13 protein-coding genes and 3 tRNA genes are annotated in these 15,746 nt (G+C 57.5%); 2 read left to right on the forward strand and 14 right to left on the reverse strand.

Annotation, left to right across the window (positions count from 1 at the left end; genetic code table 11):
• Nucleotides 1-6: 6 nt before the first annotated feature.
• Nucleotides 7-2,217 carry a DUF1631 domain-containing protein gene (locus IB254_RS11980; RefSeq protein ID WP_192417420.1) on the reverse strand — a complete coding sequence of 737 codons (2,211 nt, stop codon included), beginning with the start codon at nt 2,215-2,217 and terminating at the stop codon, nt 7-9.
• Nucleotides 2,218-2,577: 360 nt separating this feature from the next.
• Here IB254_RS11980 and nadC point away from each other — a divergent pair, with 360 nt between their 5' ends.
• Entirely contained in the window at nt 2,578-3,426 is an 849-nt protein-coding gene (nadC, locus tag IB254_RS11985; protein WP_008024450.1) for a carboxylating nicotinate-nucleotide diphosphorylase, read from the forward strand.
• A gap of 105 nt (nt 3,427-3,531) precedes the next feature.
• On the opposite strand, the gene IB254_RS11990 is transcribed toward nadC, so the two are convergent.
• On the reverse strand, nt 3,532-3,837 hold the full coding sequence (locus IB254_RS11990; RefSeq protein WP_192417421.1) for a DUF6388 family protein: 306 nt from the start codon (nt 3,835-3,837) through the stop codon (nt 3,532-3,534).
• A 316-nt stretch (nt 3,838-4,153) separates the two neighbouring features.
• Between IB254_RS11990 and IB254_RS11995 the strand changes: the two genes are divergently transcribed.
• Nucleotides 4,154-5,191 carry a hypothetical protein gene (locus IB254_RS11995; protein WP_192417422.1) on the forward strand — a complete coding sequence of 346 codons (1,038 nt, stop codon included), beginning with the start codon at nt 4,154-4,156 and terminating at the stop codon, nt 5,189-5,191.
• A gap of 7 nt (nt 5,192-5,198) precedes the next feature.
• Here IB254_RS11995 and IB254_RS12000 read toward each other — a convergent pair.
• From IB254_RS12000 to tpiA, 12 genes are all read right to left on the reverse strand, one after another.
• Nucleotides 5,199-5,274, reverse strand: a tRNA-Thr gene (locus IB254_RS12000).
• 139 nt (nt 5,275-5,413) lie between these two features.
• Complete coding sequence (pnp, locus tag IB254_RS12005) at nt 5,414-7,519, reverse strand: polyribonucleotide nucleotidyltransferase (RefSeq protein WP_008024453.1); 2,106 nt, start codon at nt 7,517-7,519, stop codon at nt 5,414-5,416.
• A gap of 196 nt (nt 7,520-7,715) precedes the next feature.
• Entirely contained in the window at nt 7,716-7,985 is a 270-nt protein-coding gene (gene rpsO / locus IB254_RS12010) for a 30S ribosomal protein S15 (RefSeq protein WP_003177875.1), read from the reverse strand.
• A gap of 117 nt (nt 7,986-8,102) precedes the next feature.
• A complete protein-coding gene (gene truB / locus IB254_RS12015) occupies nt 8,103-9,020 on the reverse strand; it encodes a tRNA pseudouridine(55) synthase TruB (RefSeq protein WP_192227694.1) in 918 nt (305 codons plus the stop codon).
• Nucleotides 9,021-9,023: 3 nt separating this feature from the next.
• On the reverse strand, nt 9,024-9,425 hold the full coding sequence (gene rbfA / locus IB254_RS12020; RefSeq protein ID WP_008024456.1) for a 30S ribosome-binding factor RbfA: 402 nt from the start codon (nt 9,423-9,425) through the stop codon (nt 9,024-9,026).
• Nucleotides 9,426-9,584: 159 nt separating this feature from the next.
• Nucleotides 9,585-12,113 carry a translation initiation factor IF-2 gene (gene infB / locus IB254_RS12025; RefSeq protein ID WP_192417423.1) on the reverse strand — a complete coding sequence of 843 codons (2,529 nt, stop codon included), beginning with the start codon at nt 12,111-12,113 and terminating at the stop codon, nt 9,585-9,587.
• Nucleotides 12,114-12,140: 27 nt separating this feature from the next.
• Nucleotides 12,141-13,622, reverse strand: coding sequence for a transcription termination factor NusA (gene nusA, locus IB254_RS12030; RefSeq protein WP_008024459.1), 1,482 nt, complete (start codon nt 13,620-13,622; stop codon nt 12,141-12,143).
• 47 nt (nt 13,623-13,669) lie between these two features.
• Nucleotides 13,670-14,128, reverse strand: coding sequence for a ribosome maturation factor RimP (gene rimP, locus IB254_RS12035; protein WP_032828556.1), 459 nt, complete (start codon nt 14,126-14,128; stop codon nt 13,670-13,672).
• Nucleotides 14,129-14,266: 138 nt separating this feature from the next.
• A tRNA-Met gene (locus IB254_RS12040) sits at nt 14,267-14,343 on the reverse strand.
• Between the two features lie 96 nt (nt 14,344-14,439).
• Nucleotides 14,440-14,525, reverse strand: a tRNA-Leu gene (locus IB254_RS12045).
• Between the two features lie 22 nt (nt 14,526-14,547).
• Nucleotides 14,548-14,931: a preprotein translocase subunit SecG gene (secG, locus tag IB254_RS12050; RefSeq protein ID WP_017336473.1), complete on the reverse strand. Its 384-nt coding sequence runs from the start codon at nt 14,929-14,931 to the stop codon at nt 14,548-14,550.
• Between the two features lie 4 nt (nt 14,932-14,935).
• On the reverse strand, nt 14,936-15,688 hold the full coding sequence (tpiA, locus tag IB254_RS12055) for a triose-phosphate isomerase (protein ID WP_192417424.1): 753 nt from the start codon (nt 15,686-15,688) through the stop codon (nt 14,936-14,938).
• Nucleotides 15,689-15,746 lie beyond the last annotated feature (58 nt).

The following is a 15,746-nucleotide window of genomic DNA, read 5'->3' on the forward strand; positions in this document are numbered from 1 at the left end:
GCGCGATCACTTGCCGCGATTGAGCCGCCGCAGGTTGCCGACCACCGACTCCAGGGCCCGATCGAACAGCAAGGTGTCGTCGAGGGTACGCACCGCGCCACGACGGAAATCCAGTGCCAGCCCGGTACGGCTGCGCTCCAGCACTTTCATGCCGGTGCGGTTGACGAAAATGTACTTGCCCGTGGCTTCGATGATCGCGGCGAGCTTGCAGCGCAGGGTGTTTTCCTCGTCTTCCTGAAACTCGACCCAGCAACCCGCGTGCAACTGATCGACTTGAAGCAGGCCCGGATCATCCGCCGGCAAGCGCACCGAGGCCGTTTCGACTGGCCCTTCGTCGGCGGTGAGCAGCACGATTTCTTCGCGCACTTCAACCATCAGCGGCGCATCGGCTGGACGGGTGGCGGCCGGTGCCAGGTCCGCTCGTTCGAACAGTTGAACGTGCAAGCCTTCCAGCTCGCTGAAAAACTCTCCTGTGGCGAACGGATCGAACGCCGAACTGCTCAACCCGTCGCGCAAGGACTTGAGCAACCCCGGCACCAGTGCCAACAGGCGCAGGCTTGCGTCAGCGTCGTCATGGCGCTGCACGCTCCAGATCAATTGCTCCATGGTTTGCACATCCGCATGCCACTCGGCGGACTGATCGCCGTGCTTGAGGCAGGTCAGCAGCAGCACCTGGCTCCAGGCGTCCTGAACAAACGCCACCACCCGTTGCGGCAGCACTTTGCCCAACAACGCCTGATTCAACGCCAGCTCGAGGCGTTGCCGGGCCAGTTCGGTTTTGGCGCGGCCCTCTTCGGCGTCGCGGGTACGCTGCTCCAACAAATCGCTGCGACGACGCTCGTCGCTGGTGAACGCCAGAAAATCCGCGAGCAATTCGGAGAAGATCGCCGGATCGTCGACAAAGTCGTTCAACAAACGCTGCACCACTTGCTCGATGCGCAGGTACAGGCTGTCGCGCTCGTGGTCATCGCACTCGCCCCAGCCCAGGGCCGCGGCGGCGATTTCGTTGAGCAGACGGCGGGCCGGGTGACTGCTGCGGCTGAAGAAACTCTTGTCGATCACCGCCACTTTCAGCATCGGGATCTGCAAGCGCCCGATCAGCGCCTTGAGAGAATCCGGCAGATTGCGGTCATCGAGGATGCATTCGAAGAGCATGGCGATCAGGTTGATCACATCTTCGTCAGCGACGCCGACCACACGCGACTTGCCGCTTTTGACGCTGACCCGGGTCAGCAGTTGCTCAAGCTGGTTTCGCAGGTCGAATTCGTCCTGGACCGCCAGAGCCGGCACGTACTGCTGCAAGTGCGAGAGCAGCCGCAGCAGGTCGCGGGTGGATATCGGTTGCGTCTGAGCACTGGTTTCCAGCGTTGGCGCGACACTGCCACGCACGTGGAGCAGCAACTCCTGCAATGCCGCGAACACTTCCTGCACGCTGTCATCGATTGGCGTGCTGTCCCAACGGTTGCCAGCCTCGTCGGGCTCGGCACGAACACTGGCCTGCGCACGATCAATGGCACGCCGATTCGGGGCCGGCTTCAGGTCGGGCAATATGCCGGTGGCGATCAATATCTGATTGGCTTCGGTGTAGAGCTGATCGGCATCACTGAGCACATAACGCTCGAAAAGCTTGAGGATGATCAACTTGACCTTGATCTCGACCCCCAGGTTGCGCCCGGCCTGCATGAAATACTCACAGAGCATCGCCGGGCCCAGGGGATTGCGCGTAGTCACCAGCTGCTTGCCCAGCAACGTGCTGAGCCGGGCGGTCAATTGATCAAGCGCAAAACCGTCGCGGTTCAGCACTTTATTGACCATGGCCTCCACTGCCACGCGACGTTCCAGCTCATCACCGGACTGTTGCGCCTGAATATCGAGGGTCAATGCCGGCGGCAAGACCGTCTGAATACTGCCTGCGAGACCGACAAACGCTTCGAAGAACTGCTCGAGAAACGCCCGCTCGATATTTTTGCGCTTGAGGCGCAAATCGCGCATGGCTTCAAAAAAGATGTTCTGCTCGACGTCATTGCGGGCCCGGTCAGCCATTTCGAACAGCGTGTCGTCGGCGTTATCGAACAGCTCCTGCAGAGCATGCCGGAGCTGTTGAGCGGCCTTGTCGCGAACCTGAAGCAGAATCACAGGCAGGCGGGCGAGCGGCGAGTGACTCGCCTGATCGGTAGTTGCCTTGTGCAAAGGCACTACATTCCCGTCGTTGTGCATCCTGGCCTCCTGAAACGGTGATGCTTCGGTTCGGTTGGAAAGATCGAGTACGCCAGCCTCACAGCCGTGCGCAACAGAAGACAATGCCCGCCCGCGGTCATTCAATAATCAGCGAACCAAAGACACGTCAAAGACATGACGTCAAATGCAAGGCGCATTATCTTGCAAAAGATGTCCCGTATGCCAGCAGACTCTGTGTTTCTCTTTGAAATAGACGCCTGCAAAGGACCGCTGCTGAACCTCACAGGCTCAAGAGATTCGACCAAATGCAGGTTTCAGAACGACTGGAAGGTCTCGCGCGCCTTGGGTTGCCCCGCGCCATGGCCCTATAATCGAGCCACTTTGTTTGTGGAGTCCGTTATGCCGAATCTACGTCTCGCCGATCTGACCGCCGAAATCGAAGCCAACGTACGCCGTGCGTTGCGCGAAGACATCGGCAGCGGCGACATCACCGCGCAGCTGATCCCGGCCGAACGCCTGGCCAAAGCCACCATCATCACGCGCGACGCCGCGGTCATCGCCGGCACCGCTTGGGTTGACGCGGTTTTCCGGCAACTGGACCCACGGGTTGCCGTGCATTGGCAGGTGGCCGATGGCGAACGGGTGAAGCCCAATCAAGTGCTGTTCCACCTCGAAGGCCCTGCCCGCTCCCTGCTCACAGGCGAACGCAGTGCGCTGAACTTCCTGCAATTGCTTTCCGGCGTGGCCACTCGTGCGCAATACCTGGCGGATTTCGTCGCCGAGACGCAGGTGAAGCTGCTCGACACCCGCAAAACCCTGCCGGGGCTGCGCCTGGCGCAAAAGTATGCCGTGACCTGCGGCGGCTGCCACAACCACCGCATCGGCCTGTACGACGCCTTCCTGATCAAGGAAAACCACATTGCTGCCAGCGGCGGCATCCCTGAAGCGATCAACGCCGCGCACAAGATCGCCCCGGGCAAACCGGTGGAGATCGAAGTGGAAAGCCTGGCAGAGCTGAAGGAAGCGCTTGCGGCGGGTGCCGACATCATCATGCTCGACGAGTTGAGCCTGGATGACATGCGCGAGGCCGTGCGCCTGAATGGCGGCAAGGCAAAACTGGAAGCCAGCGGCGGCATCAACGAAAGCACGCTGCTGCCGATCGCGGAAACCGGGGTGGATTACATTTCGATTGGTGCGATGACCAAGGACGTGAAGGCTGTCGATCTGTCGATGCGTTTAAGCCTCTGAAATTTCCTGAACGACATGAAACTGTAGGAGCCGGCTTGCTGGCGATCCAGGCGACGCGGTTTACCCGTTACGCCGCCTTCGCCAGCAAGCCGGCTCCTACATGGGTCAGACCACCAGATTATTCATCTCGCAGTACTCTTCCCACTCGACGCCCAATACCTCGGCCGCCTCTTTGTGCAGCACTAGTCGCGCCGCTTCAAACTCTTCCGGGGTCGAGGTGTACTTGAGCGTCAGCTCCCACGGCTGCAGGCCCTGGGCTTCTGCTTCATCCTCGAACGCCCATTGAATCTGGTCTTTCTGATCGTCGGCTGGCAAGTCCTTGATCTCTTCGGCTAGCTGGGGCGACTCAAGCACGTACTTCTTCAGCGCTTCTTCGTGCCTGGCTTCCTGGGTCAATTCTTTAACGGTCATTTCGTTCTCGCTGATCGGGGGAATGGAAGATGGATCTGGATCATCAAGGATCTCTCTGACGCAAAAAACCGTGTGAAGCCCGGTTTGTCTGGCCTTCAGAACCATTCGTGGATCATTTGAAAACTGCAGGGTGATGCTCGTGCAATGTCCGAATATAGGACGTTTGGAAGACGATTTATATGGACTTTTACATCAAATCTACAAAAAAAATGCCGAGCGGTTTTTCTGAAAATTTTCCCTCGCCACACAGGAACAACCTTCAAAAAGCAAAGTCATAGCGATGTGCCATCTAGGCACTTCACAAGGAACTCAGGTGATGCGCATTTTCAAGAAGCTTCCGTCTACCCTGTTGGCAACAGGCATGGCCGCCCTTTTTCTTGGCAACATGGCAATGGCCAATACGGCCCAAGCCGGTCTGGAGTTCGCCTCAGACAACCCTTCCTCCACCGACAGCTTCCTCGTCTTTCACAGACTGTATGGTAAAGACGTCATGGTCAGGAGCAATCTCAGTGTCGAGGGTGTGGAAACACTGCAACGCACCGCTAAAACCAACACGGATGACATCAAGGAACTCAAGAATCTCCTCGAAGCGCAGGCTCGTCTCATTGAGGAACTCAAGCGCAACAACGGAACAAGCTCCAGTTCGAGTGCCAGTGAGATAACCAACCTCAAACGCACAGCCACCGAACAGGACAAGGACCTGAAAGAACTCACCAAGCAATTGGAGGAGTTCAAACGCAACAGTGGTTCGAGTTCCAGCTCCAGTTCCAGCGAAGTGGCCAACCTCAAGCGCACGCTCAGTGAACAGGAAACCGGCCTGAGAAACCTCGCCAAAGCAGTGGACGAACTCAAGCGCAACAGCAGCTCGAACTCCGGTTCAAGCGCCAGTTCCAGCGAAGTGAGCGACCTCAAGCGTTCTGTCAGTGAACAGGACAACGGCCTGAAAAACCTCGCCAAAGCGGTGGACGATCTCAAGCGCAGCAGCAGCTCGAATTCCGGCTCAAGCGCCAGTTCCAGCGAAGTGAGCGACCTCAAGCGCACGGTCAGTGAACAGGACAACGGCCTGAAAAAGCTCGCCAGCCAAATGGACGATCTCAAGCGCAGCAGCGGCTCGAACTCCAGTTCAAGCTCCAGCTCCAGCGAAGTGAGCGACCTCAAGCGCACCGTCAGCGCACAGGACAACGACTTGAAAAGGCTCGCCAGTCAGGTGGAAGACTTGAAGCGTAGCGCCGGGTCGAGTTCCAGCGCGAGTTCCAGTGACCTGTCCAGCCTCAAGCGGGACGTCAGCAATCAGGACAGCCAACTGGATCAGCTGAAACGCGCCGTGGATGATCTGAGAAGCAAGGTGAAATAACAGGGGATGGTGCCCGAGACAGGAATCGAACCTGCGACCTTCGCGTTACGAGTGCGCTGCTCTACCGGCTGAGCTACACGGGCGGTGAGCTAAACCTAGCATCGAGATTGGAAGCGGGCAAATCCACAAACCGTTTCCAGTTTTCGCAGGCAAAAAAATGCCCCGCAGTTTTCACTGCGGGGCATTTTTTATAACGTTGAAGCGGTCAGGCGTGGGGAGTGATTAAACGCCCGAAGCCTTGGCTGCTGCTACGTCTTTGATGGACAGCTTGATACGGCCGCGGTTGTCCACGTCCAGTACCAGCACTTCCACTTCCTGGCCTTCTTTCAGGATGTCGGTCACTTTCTCAACGCGAGCATCGCTCAGCATCGAGATGTGAACCAGACCGTCCTTGCCCGGCAGGATGTTGACGAATGCGCCGAAGTCGACGATGCGCTCAACTTTACCGACATAGATCTTGCCGATTTCAGCTTCTGCGGTGATGCCCAGAACGCGCTGACGTGCTGCTTCAGCCGCTTCCTTGGTTTCGCCGAAGATCTTGATCGAGCCGTCGTCTTCGATGTCGATCGAAGCCTTGGTCTCTTCACAGATCGCACGAATGGTCGCGCCGCCTTTACCGATGACATCACGGATTTTGTCGGTGTCGATTTTCATCGCGATCATGGTCGGAGCGTTTTCCGACAGTTCGGTACGCGACTGGCCAATGATCTGGTTCATCTGACCGAGGATGTTCAGGCGCGCTTCCAGGGCTTGGCCCAGAGCGATCTCCATGATTTCTTCGGTGATGCCTTTGATCTTGATGTCCATCTGCAGCGCGGTAACACCTTTGGCGGTACCGGCTACTTTGAAGTCCATGTCGCCGAGGTGGTCTTCGTCACCCAGGATGTCGGTCAGGACAGCGAATTTCTCGCCTTCTTTAACCAGACCCATCGCGATACCGGCAACTGGTGCCTTCATCGGAACGCCAGCGTCCATCAGGGCCAGGGAAGCGCCGCAGACCGAAGCCATGGAGCTCGAACCGTTGGACTCGGTGATTTCCGATACAACACGGATGGTGTACGGGAACACGTCAGCAGCAGGCAGCATGGCCTGAACCGAACGACGGGCCAGACGGCCGTGACCGATTTCGCGACGACCAGCGCCACCCATGCGACCACACTCACCTACCGAGAACGGAGGGAAGTTGTAGTGCAGCATGAACGGGTCTTTTTTCTCGCCTTCCAGGGTGTCCAGCAGTTGTGCGTCACGGGCGGTGCCCAGTGTTGCAACGACCAGAGCCTGGGTTTCGCCACGGGTGAACAGAGCCGAACCGTGGGTCTTTGGCAGAACACCGACTTCGATGTTCAAAGGACGTACGGTCTTGGTGTCGCGGCCGTCGATACGTGGCTTGCCGTTAACGATGTTTTCGCGAACGGTGCGGTATTCGATTTCGCCGAAAGCAGCTTTGACTTCGCTGGAAGAAGGCTGGCCTTCTTCACCGGACAGCTTGGCAACAACCTGGTCCTTCAGCTCACCCAGGCGAGCGTAACGGTCGGCCTTGATGGTGATGGTGTAAGCCTGGGAGATCGCGTCGCCGAACTCGGCACGGATAGCGCCCAGCAGAGCAGTGGCTTCTGGTTGTGGAGCCCAGGTCCAGGTCGGCTTGGCAGCTTCGGCGGCCAGTTCCTTGACGGCGTTGATCACCACCTGGAACTCGTCGTGAGCAAACAGTACCGCGCCCAGCATCTGGTCTTCGGTCAGCTCTTTGGCTTCCGATTCAACCATCAGAACGGCTTCCGAAGTACCGGCAACGACCATGTCCAGGCTCGATGCTTTCAGTTGTTCGTAAGTCGGGTTCAGCAGGTAGCCGGTGCTTTCGTGGAACGCAACGCGGGCAGCGCCGATCGGGCCATCGAAAGGAATGCCGGAGATGGCCAGCGCAGCCGAGGTACCGATCATCGCAGCGATGTCCGGATCGGTCTTCTTGCTGGTGGAAACGACGGTGCAGACTACCTGCACTTCGTTCATGAAGCCTTCCGGGAACAGCGGACGGATCGGACGGTCGATCAATCGGGAAGTCAGGGTTTCTTTCTCGGAAGGACGGCCTTCGCGCTTGAAAAAACCGCCAGGGATCTTACCGGCAGCGTAAGTCTTTTCCTGGTAGTGAACGGACAGAGGGAAGAAGCCCTTGCCTGGATCGGCTTGCTTGGCACCGACTACGGTCACCAATACGCTGACGTCATCGTCAACGGTGACCAATACTGCGCCGGAGGCCTGACGGGCGATACGGCCAGTCTCGAGGGTAACGGTCGACTGACCGAACTGGAATTTTTTGATTACCGGGTTCACGGTGTCCTACCTTCTTTTGTGGCTCTTGGGGAACTTGTCTTCTTGCGAAATTCTTGGGCAATGCCGGGAATCGGCCCAACGCCTGTCCAGGGTAAAACGGTGTATCCAGATAAAACTTGAGGCTGGGAGCCTGCCATGCACCCGCGGGAAACCCACTGATGCACGGCAGACAACCAACCTCTAGCGCAATCGCTTATTAGCGACGCAGACCCAGGCGACCGATCAGAGTCTGATAACGACCCAGATCCTTGCCTTTCAGGTAGTCCAGCAGCTTACGACGCTGGTTTACCATGCGGATCAGACCACGACGGGAGTGGTGATCTTTACCGTTGGCCTTGAAGTGACCTTGCAGCTTGTTGATGTTGTGGGTCAGCAGTGCAACTTGCACTTCTGGCGAACCAGTGTCACCAACAGCTTGCTGGTAGTCAGCTACGATTTGAGCTTTTTCTTGAACGTCGAGAGCCATGAGGCAATCCTTTTATCAGGAAACTGTTTCAAAGAAACAGTTTCAACAGGCCAGGGACAAATCCCTGTATCTAAAAATGAGTAGTGACCGTGCCTGTTAACAGCCACCCTCGTCCGGTCATTCTGACCGAATCAGTCGACGCGGCGCGATGCGCCCGTCTTCGCTCACTTCACCGATACCGATGAAGCGACCATTGTGATCCTGTACCCGTACCATGCCGAACTTCGGAGCATCCGGGGCACGAACCGGCTGGCCGTTGAGCCAGTAGAACGCGCTCGCTTCCGAGAACTGCAGCAGTGGCCAATCCAGCAGGCCGCTGTCCGATGGCATCAGGAAGCGGTCGACCGCTTCGTTGCCGCCTTCGGCATGTACCGCTTCCAGCTCTTCAAGCGTGACAGTCTGCGCCAGCGTGAAAGGCCCGGCCTGGGTACGTCGCAATTCAGCAACGTAAGCGCCACAACCGAGTTGCTCACCGATATCCTCCACCAGGGTGCGGATATAGGTGCCTTTGCTGCAATCCACCGCAAGCCGCGCAGTATCACCTTCAAAGGCCAGCAATTCCAAGCGCGCAATAGTAACAGAACGCGGTTCGCGCTCCACTACTTCGCCTGCACGTGCCAGCTTGTACAGCGGCTGGCCATCACGCTTGAGCGCCGAGTACATCGGCGGTATCTGACTGATTTGCCCACGAAATTTCGGCAGTACCGCTTCGACATCGGATCGACCAACGGTCACCGGGCGCTCCAGCAAAACTTCACCTTCGGCATCCGCCGTGGTGGTGGTTTTGCCCAGTTGCGCCAGGGTTTCATAACCCTTGTCGGAATCGAGCAGGTATTGCGAGAACTTGGTGGCCTCACCGAAGCACAACGGCAACACGCCGGTGGCCAGCGGATCAAGACTGCCGGTGTGCCCGGCCTTCTCGGCGTTCAGCAACCAGCGAACCTTCTGCAACGCTGCGTTGGAGGTGAACCCCAGCGGTTTGTCGAGCAGGATAATGCCGCTGACGTTACGACGGATACGTTTGACCTGAGCCACCGATTACTCCTTGGTGTCTTCGACTTCTGCCGCAACCGGGTGCTGATTGTCTTCAGCCACCGCACGCTCGATCAGGGCCGACAGATGCGCACCACGCACGACGCTTTCGTCGTAGTGGAAGTGCAACTGCGGAACGCTGCGCAACTTCATTTCGCGGGCCAACTGCATACGCAGGAAACCGGCGGCGGAGTTGAGCACCTTGATGCTTTGCGCGATATCTTCGGCGCTGTCCTGGCCCATCACGGTGATGAAAATCTTGGCGTGACCGACGTCACGACTGACTTCAACAGCGGTAATGGTGACCAGGCCTACGCGCGGATCTTTGACTTCACGACGGATCAGCTGTGCCAGCTCACGCTGCATCTGATCGCCGATACGCTGGGTACGGCTATATTCTTTTGCCATGTCTTGTTACCTGTTACTGCCTCACGGTGAAACCCGTGGGGTCTGAAAGCGGCAAACGCCCGGCCTGACAAAAGCCAGACCGGGCGTTGCGTTTAGAGTCCTGACGCTGTGCCGCGCATTTGCATGCAGCGGCCCATCGTGGCCCTTGAAGTGCGCGAGTTAGAGGCTGCGAGCAACCTGAACCTTCTCGAAGACTTCGATCTTGTCACCGACTTTGACGTCGTTGTAGCTCTTCACGCCGATACCGCATTCCATGCCGGCACGTACTTCGGAAGCGTCATCCTTGAAGCGGCGCAGGGATTCCAGCTCGCCTTCGAAGATAACGATGTCTTCACGCAGTACACGGATTGGACGGTTACGGTGAACAACACCTTCGATAACCATGCAACCGGCGATCGCGCCAAACTTCGGCGAACGGAACACGTCACGCACTTCGGCCACACCCAGGATGTTCTCGCGAACATCACTGCCGAGCATACCGGTCAGGGCTTTCTTGACGTCTTCGATGATGTCGTAGATCACGTTGTAGTAACGCATATCCAGACCTTCCTGCTCGACGATCTTGCGAGCGCCGGCATCGGCACGCACGTTGAAGCCGAACAGTACAGCGTTGGAGGCCAGTGCCAGGTTGGCGTCGGACTCGGTGATACCACCGACACCGCCACCGACAACACGCACTTGCACTTCGTCGTTACCCAGGCCATTCAAGGCACCGTTCAACGCTTCCAGCGAACCACGGACGTCGGATTTGAGGACGATGTTGAGCGTCTTCTTCTCTTCCTGACCCATGTTCTCGAAGATGTTTTCAAGCTTGCCGGCGTGAGCACGGGCCAGCTTGACTTCGCGGAACTTGCCTTGACGGAACAGAGCCACTTCACGGGCTTTCTTCTCGTCGGCAACCACGCTCATCTCGTCGCCAGCATCCGGCGTACCGTCCAGGCCGAGGATCTCGACAGGGATGGAAGGACCGGCTTCTTTGATTGGCTTGCCGTTCTCGTCGAGCATGGCACGTACACGGCCATAGTTCGAACCGACCAGGACCATGTCGCCTTGGCGCAGGGTACCGTCTTGAACCAGAACGGTAGCAACCGGGCCACGACCTTTGTCGAGACGCGATTCAACCACAACGCCACGACCCGGAGCCGACGGAGTTGCTTTCAGTTCGAGAACTTCAGCTTGCAGCAGAACAGCTTCGAGCAACTCGTCCACGCCAGTACCGACTTTCGCCGAAACCGATACGAACGGGGTGTCGCCGCCCCACTCTTCCGAAGTCACGCCGTGAACCGACAGTTCGCTACGGATGCGATCGAGATCGGCGCCCGGCTTGTCGATTTTGTTCACAGCTACAACCAGCGGAACACCGGCAGCCTTGGCGTGCTGAACGGCTTCAACGGTCTGCGGCATCACGCCGTCGTCCGCTGCAACCACCAGGATCACGATGTCGGTCGCCTTGGCACCACGAGCACGCATGGCGGTAAACGCGGCGTGACCAGGGGTGTCGAGGAAGGTGACCATGCCGCGTTCGGTTTCAACGTGGTACGCGCCGATGTGCTGGGTGATACCGCCGGCTTCGCCAGCAGCAACCTTGGCACGACGGATGTAGTCGAGCAGCGAGGTCTTACCGTGGTCAACGTGGCCCATTACGGTCACGACCGGAGCACGGGAGAACGCTTCACCTTCAAACTTCAGGGACTCGGCCAGGGAATCTTCCAGGGCGGTGTCGCTGACCAGGGTCACTTTGTGGCCCAGCTCTTCGGCAACCAGTTGGGCAGTTTCCTGATCCAGTACCTGGTTGATGGTCGCTGGGGTACCCAGTTTGAACATGAACTTGATGATTTCAGCAGCCTTGACCGACATCTGCTGGGCAAGATCGCCAACAGTGATGGTCTCGCCGATCTTCACTTCGCGCACTACAGGGCCGGTTGGGCTCTGGAAACCGTGAGCGTTGCGTTTCTTCAGCTTGGCCTTACCGCGACCACCACGACGGAAGCCATCGCTTTCTTCGTCGGTAGTACGTGGCGCAACACGTGGAGCAGGCGCTTTCTCTTTAACCGAAGCACGATGCGGAGCGTTTTTGCGCTCGCCATCGCCACTGCCACGACGATTGTTATCGTCGGCACGTGGTTTGTCCGGACGGCGCTGTTCGTTCTGCTTGTTGCGAACATCAGCAGACGGAGCTGGAGCAGCTGCAATAACCGGAGCGCTTTCACGCACTGGCTCGGCAACGGCAACCGGCGCTGCAACAGCGTCGTTGGTAGCGGTTTGCGCAGCAGCAGGCTGGCGACGCGCTTCTTCTTCGGCGCGACGCTTGGCTTCTTCTTCAGCCTTCTGACGAGCAGCATTTTCTACTGCGCGACGTTCATCCAGTTCGCGTTTGCGCTCGGCTTCGATTTCTTCCGGGCTGCGTTGTACGAAAACCTTCTTTTTACGGACTTCAACACTGATGCTTTTGCTGCCAGCAACACGCAGGGTGCTGGTGGTTTTACGCTGCAGTGTGATCTTGCGTGGTTCTTCCACTTTCGCCTTGTGGCTGCTTTTCAAGTGAGTCAGCAAAGATTGCTTCTCACTGTCAGTCACATGTTCTTCGGCGGCGGTGTGCGGCAGACCTGCCTCACGCATCTGCTGCAACAGGCGCTCTACCGGTGTTTTGACCTCATCGGCCAGTTGTTTCACCGTGACTTGCGTCATGCACTTCTCTCCTCAGGCCGCGCCTAATTACTCGAACCAGTGGGCTCGGGCGGCCATGATCAACTTGCCGGCACGATCATCGTCAATGCCGTCGATGTCGAGCAGGTCGTCAATAGACTGCTCGGCCAGGTCTTCGCGGGTAATTACGCCGCGCACCGCCAGTTCCATCGCCAAATCCTTGTCCATACCCTCAAGCGAGAGCAGGTCTTCGGCCGGATGGGCGTCTGCCAGCTTTTCCTCAGTAGCGATGGCTTTGGTCAACAAACGATCCTTGGCACGAGCGCGAAGCTCGTTGACGGTTTCTTCGTCAAAGCCGTCGATGTTGAGCATTTCTTCCAACGGTACGTAGGCAATCTCTTCCAGGCTGGTGAAGCCTTCATCTACCAGCACCTGTGCCAGGTCTTCGTCGACTTCCAGCTCGTCGATGAAGTTGCGCAGGATGTCGCCGGTTTCTGCTTGCTGCTTAGCCTGGATGTCCGATTCGGTCATCACGTTCAGGGTCCAGCCAGTCAACTGGCTAGCCAGACGCACGTTCTGACCACCGCGACCGATGGCCTGAGCCAGATTGTCTGCGCCAACGGCGATGTCCATTGCATGGGCATCTTCGTCAACGATAATTGCCGCAACCTCAGCCGGGGACATGGCGTTGATTACGAACTGAGCCGGGTTGTCGTCCCACAGGACGATATCAACACGCTCACCGCCCAACTCACCCGACACTGCCTGGACGCGCGAACCGCGCATACCGATGCAAGCGCCCTGCGGGTCGATGCGTTTGTCCTTGGAGCGGACCGCGATCTTGGCGCGCGAACCCGGGTCACGGGAGGCAGCCATTACTTCGATCAGGCCTTCAGCGATTTCCGGCACTTCGATGCGGAACAACTCGATCAGCATTTCCGGCGCGGTACGCGACAGGATCAGCTGCGGGCCGCGGTTCTCGGTGCGGATTTCCTTGAGCAGCGCACGCAGACGCACGCCAACCCGGAAGGTTTCGCGAGAGATGATGTCTTCACGAGCCAGCAACGCTTCAGCGTTGTTGCCCAGGTCGACGATCACATTGTCGCGGGTCACTTTCTTCACGGTGCCGGAGATGATTTCCCCCAGGCGCTCGCGATAGGCGTCAACGACCTGAGCGCGCTCGGCTTCGCGAACTTTCTGCACGATGACTTGCTTGGCAGTCTGTGCAGCAATGCGGCCGAACTCGATGGATTCGATTTTTTCTTCGACTACATCACCAACCTGGGCACCAGGATGCGTTTCGGCAACCTTGCTCGGCCAGGTTTCGATGGCCGGATCGTCCAGGTCTGCTTCTTCGACAACCGTCCAGCGACGGAAGGTCTCGTAAGCACCGGTGTGGCGATTGATTTCCACACGCAGATCGACTTCGTCCTCGAAACGCTTTTTGGTAGCAGTGGCCAGAGCCAGCTCCAGCGCTTCAAAAATTACGTTTGCCGGTACGCCCTTTTCATTGGATACCGACTCAACAACCAGCAGTACTTCTTTGCTCATCGTACGCCTCGCCTTTCGCAAGCCATTGGATCCGCGGGATCCGCGTCTCAGTCAAAACTGGGAATAATGTTGGCCTTGTCGATCATATCGATCGGCAACAGAAACTCGTGGTCTTCTACCTGCACCACGACGTCCTGCTCTTCTACACCGCGCAGAAGGCCCTGAAAGTTGCGTCGTCCTTCAAAAGGCGAGCGCAACCTGATCTTCACTTGTTCACCGGCAAATTTTGCAAACTGCTCAATAGTGAACAGTGGGCGTTCCATGCCAGGCGAGGAAACTTCAAGGGTGTACTCAACGGCGATTGGATCTTCAACATCCAGGACACCGCTGATCTGACGGCTGACGATGGCACAATCGTCCACCAGCACGCCGCCTTCCTTATCAATATAAACGCGCAACATTGAGTGGCGACCTTGAGCCGAAAACTCAATACCCCAGCATTCATAGCCTAGGGCCACGACCACCGGGGCCAGCAAGGCCTGCAACTCTTCTAGCTTGCTCGACACCTGAACCCCCTCGTGCATGTATGTGCATGCTATGCAAAATAAAAAAATGGGCGAAACGCCCATCCTTGAAACGCCGTCGAACAGCGGCGTAGAAAGTGTCCAGCTAACAAAAAGCCCCTTAAAAGGGGCTCCTTAAACTGGTTGCGGGGGCCGGATTTGAACCGACGACCTTCGGGTTATGAGCCCGACGAGCTACCAGACTGCTCCACCCCGCGACAAAGCTGGGGCGGAAGTATACGACCGATCCCTGACAGGGTCAATGTAACCTTCCACCTACAAGAAAGCCCGCAACAGCGGGCTCTCCTGATAATTGGTACCGAGAAGGGGACTCGAACCCCTACACCCTATGGGCACAACCACCTCAAGGTTGCGTGTCTACCAATTCCACCACCTCGGCAATACTACGTTTGAAACCCTTCTTACTTTTGCTCTTGAGCTGGAGGTACGTCAGTCGCTGGAGTAGCCGACTTTTGCTCTTGAAGCACCGGCACATCATCAGAAGCCGGTTGTTGCTTTGGAACTTCCAACACTGCTGGATTTGGCAAACCTACTTGAGTCAGCTGGTGAGCCTTCTCTTTAGCAAAGTAACCTAACCCTAAGCTGGTTATGAAGAAACCGGCGGCAAGTATAGCAGTAAACTTACTAAGAAAGGTAGAGGAACCTTGGCTTCCGAACACAGTATTTGAAGCACCTGCTCCGAAAGACGCGCCAGCATCCGCACCCTTACCCTGCTGCAGCAATACCAGAGCAACTACGCCCAATGCACCCAGCAGATGAAAAACGACTACGACTGTTTCCAGCATTTTTTCAGTTTCCCGCGGCGCGAATAATCGCACCGAACTCATCTGCATTCAGGGAAGCTCCACCAATGAGCCCCCCATCGATATCCGGCATGCCGAACAGTTCGACCGCATTGGCCGCCTTCACGCTGCCGCCGTATAGAAGCCGCACACCTTGTGCGACCTCAGAATTCTCTGCCGCCAACTGAGCGCGAATGGCTGCGTGCACATCCTGCGCCTGTTGCGGCGAAGCAGTCAGCCCGGTGCCAATGGCCCAGACCGGCTCGTAAGCAATGACTGCATTTGCAAAAGCACCAACACCCAGCTCCTCAATGATACTGCCAAGCTGATGCCCGACAACCTCAAGAGTTTTTCCAGCTTCGCGCTGCTCCAGGGTCTCCCCTATACACAACACTGGAATCAAGCCACATGCCTGTGCCGCTGCGAACTTGCGAATCAGCATTCCGTCCTGCTCGCCCATTTGGCGGCGCTCGGAATGCCCGACAAGTACGAAGGTACAACCTGCATCCACCAACTGACTCGGTGCAACTTCGCCGGTCAAAGCACCTTGCATGGATTCCACTGCAGAGTTCTGCGCGCCGACCGAAATCGACTTGCCTTTCAAACCCTCAATCACTTGATTGATATGCAGGAAAGGCGGGAATACCGCGACATCAACACCGCTCGGCAAGGCCAAATGACTCAGGCCGTTGATCAGCTCAGCGACGCTGGCGCGGGTACCGTGCATCTTCCAGTTACCAGCTACCATAGGGCGACGCATGCTGTACCTCGTCGGTCAAAGTGGGCGCAGATGTTACCCAACACAATCATGGCTGGCA

Source organism: Pseudomonas sp. PDM03 (assembly GCF_014852385.1).
GTDB lineage: Bacteria > Pseudomonadota > Gammaproteobacteria > Pseudomonadales > Pseudomonadaceae > Aquipseudomonas > Aquipseudomonas migulae.

Bases quoted from the DNA above. Each gene is read 5' to 3' on its own strand.
- IB254_RS11980 (WP_192417420.1), bottom strand. From the start codon at position 2,217: ATGCACAACGACGGGAATGTAGTGCCTTTGCACAAGGCAACTACCGAT.
- nadC (WP_008024450.1), top strand. From the start codon at position 2,578: ATGCCGAATCTACGTCTCGCCGATCTGACCGCCGAAATCGAAGCCAAC.
- IB254_RS11990 (WP_192417421.1), bottom strand. From the start codon at position 3,837: ATGACCGTTAAAGAATTGACCCAGGAAGCCAGGCACGAAGAAGCGCTG.
- IB254_RS11995 (WP_192417422.1), top strand. From the start codon at position 4,154: ATGCGCATTTTCAAGAAGCTTCCGTCTACCCTGTTGGCAACAGGCATG.
- rpsO (WP_003177875.1), bottom strand. From the start codon at position 7,985: ATGGCTCTCGACGTTCAAGAAAAAGCTCAAATCGTAGCTGACTACCAG.
- rbfA (WP_008024456.1), bottom strand. From the start codon at position 9,425: ATGGCAAAAGAATATAGCCGTACCCAGCGTATCGGCGATCAGATGCAG.
- infB (WP_192417423.1), bottom strand. From the start codon at position 12,113: ATGACGCAAGTCACGGTGAAACAACTGGCCGATGAGGTCAAAACACCG.
- nusA (WP_008024459.1), bottom strand. From the start codon at position 13,622: ATGAGCAAAGAAGTACTGCTGGTTGTTGAGTCGGTATCCAATGAAAAG.
- secG (WP_017336473.1), bottom strand. From the start codon at position 14,931: ATGCTGGAAACAGTCGTAGTCGTTTTTCATCTGCTGGGTGCATTGGGC.
- tpiA (WP_192417424.1), bottom strand. From the start codon at position 15,688: ATGCGTCGCCCTATGGTAGCTGGTAACTGGAAGATGCACGGTACCCGC.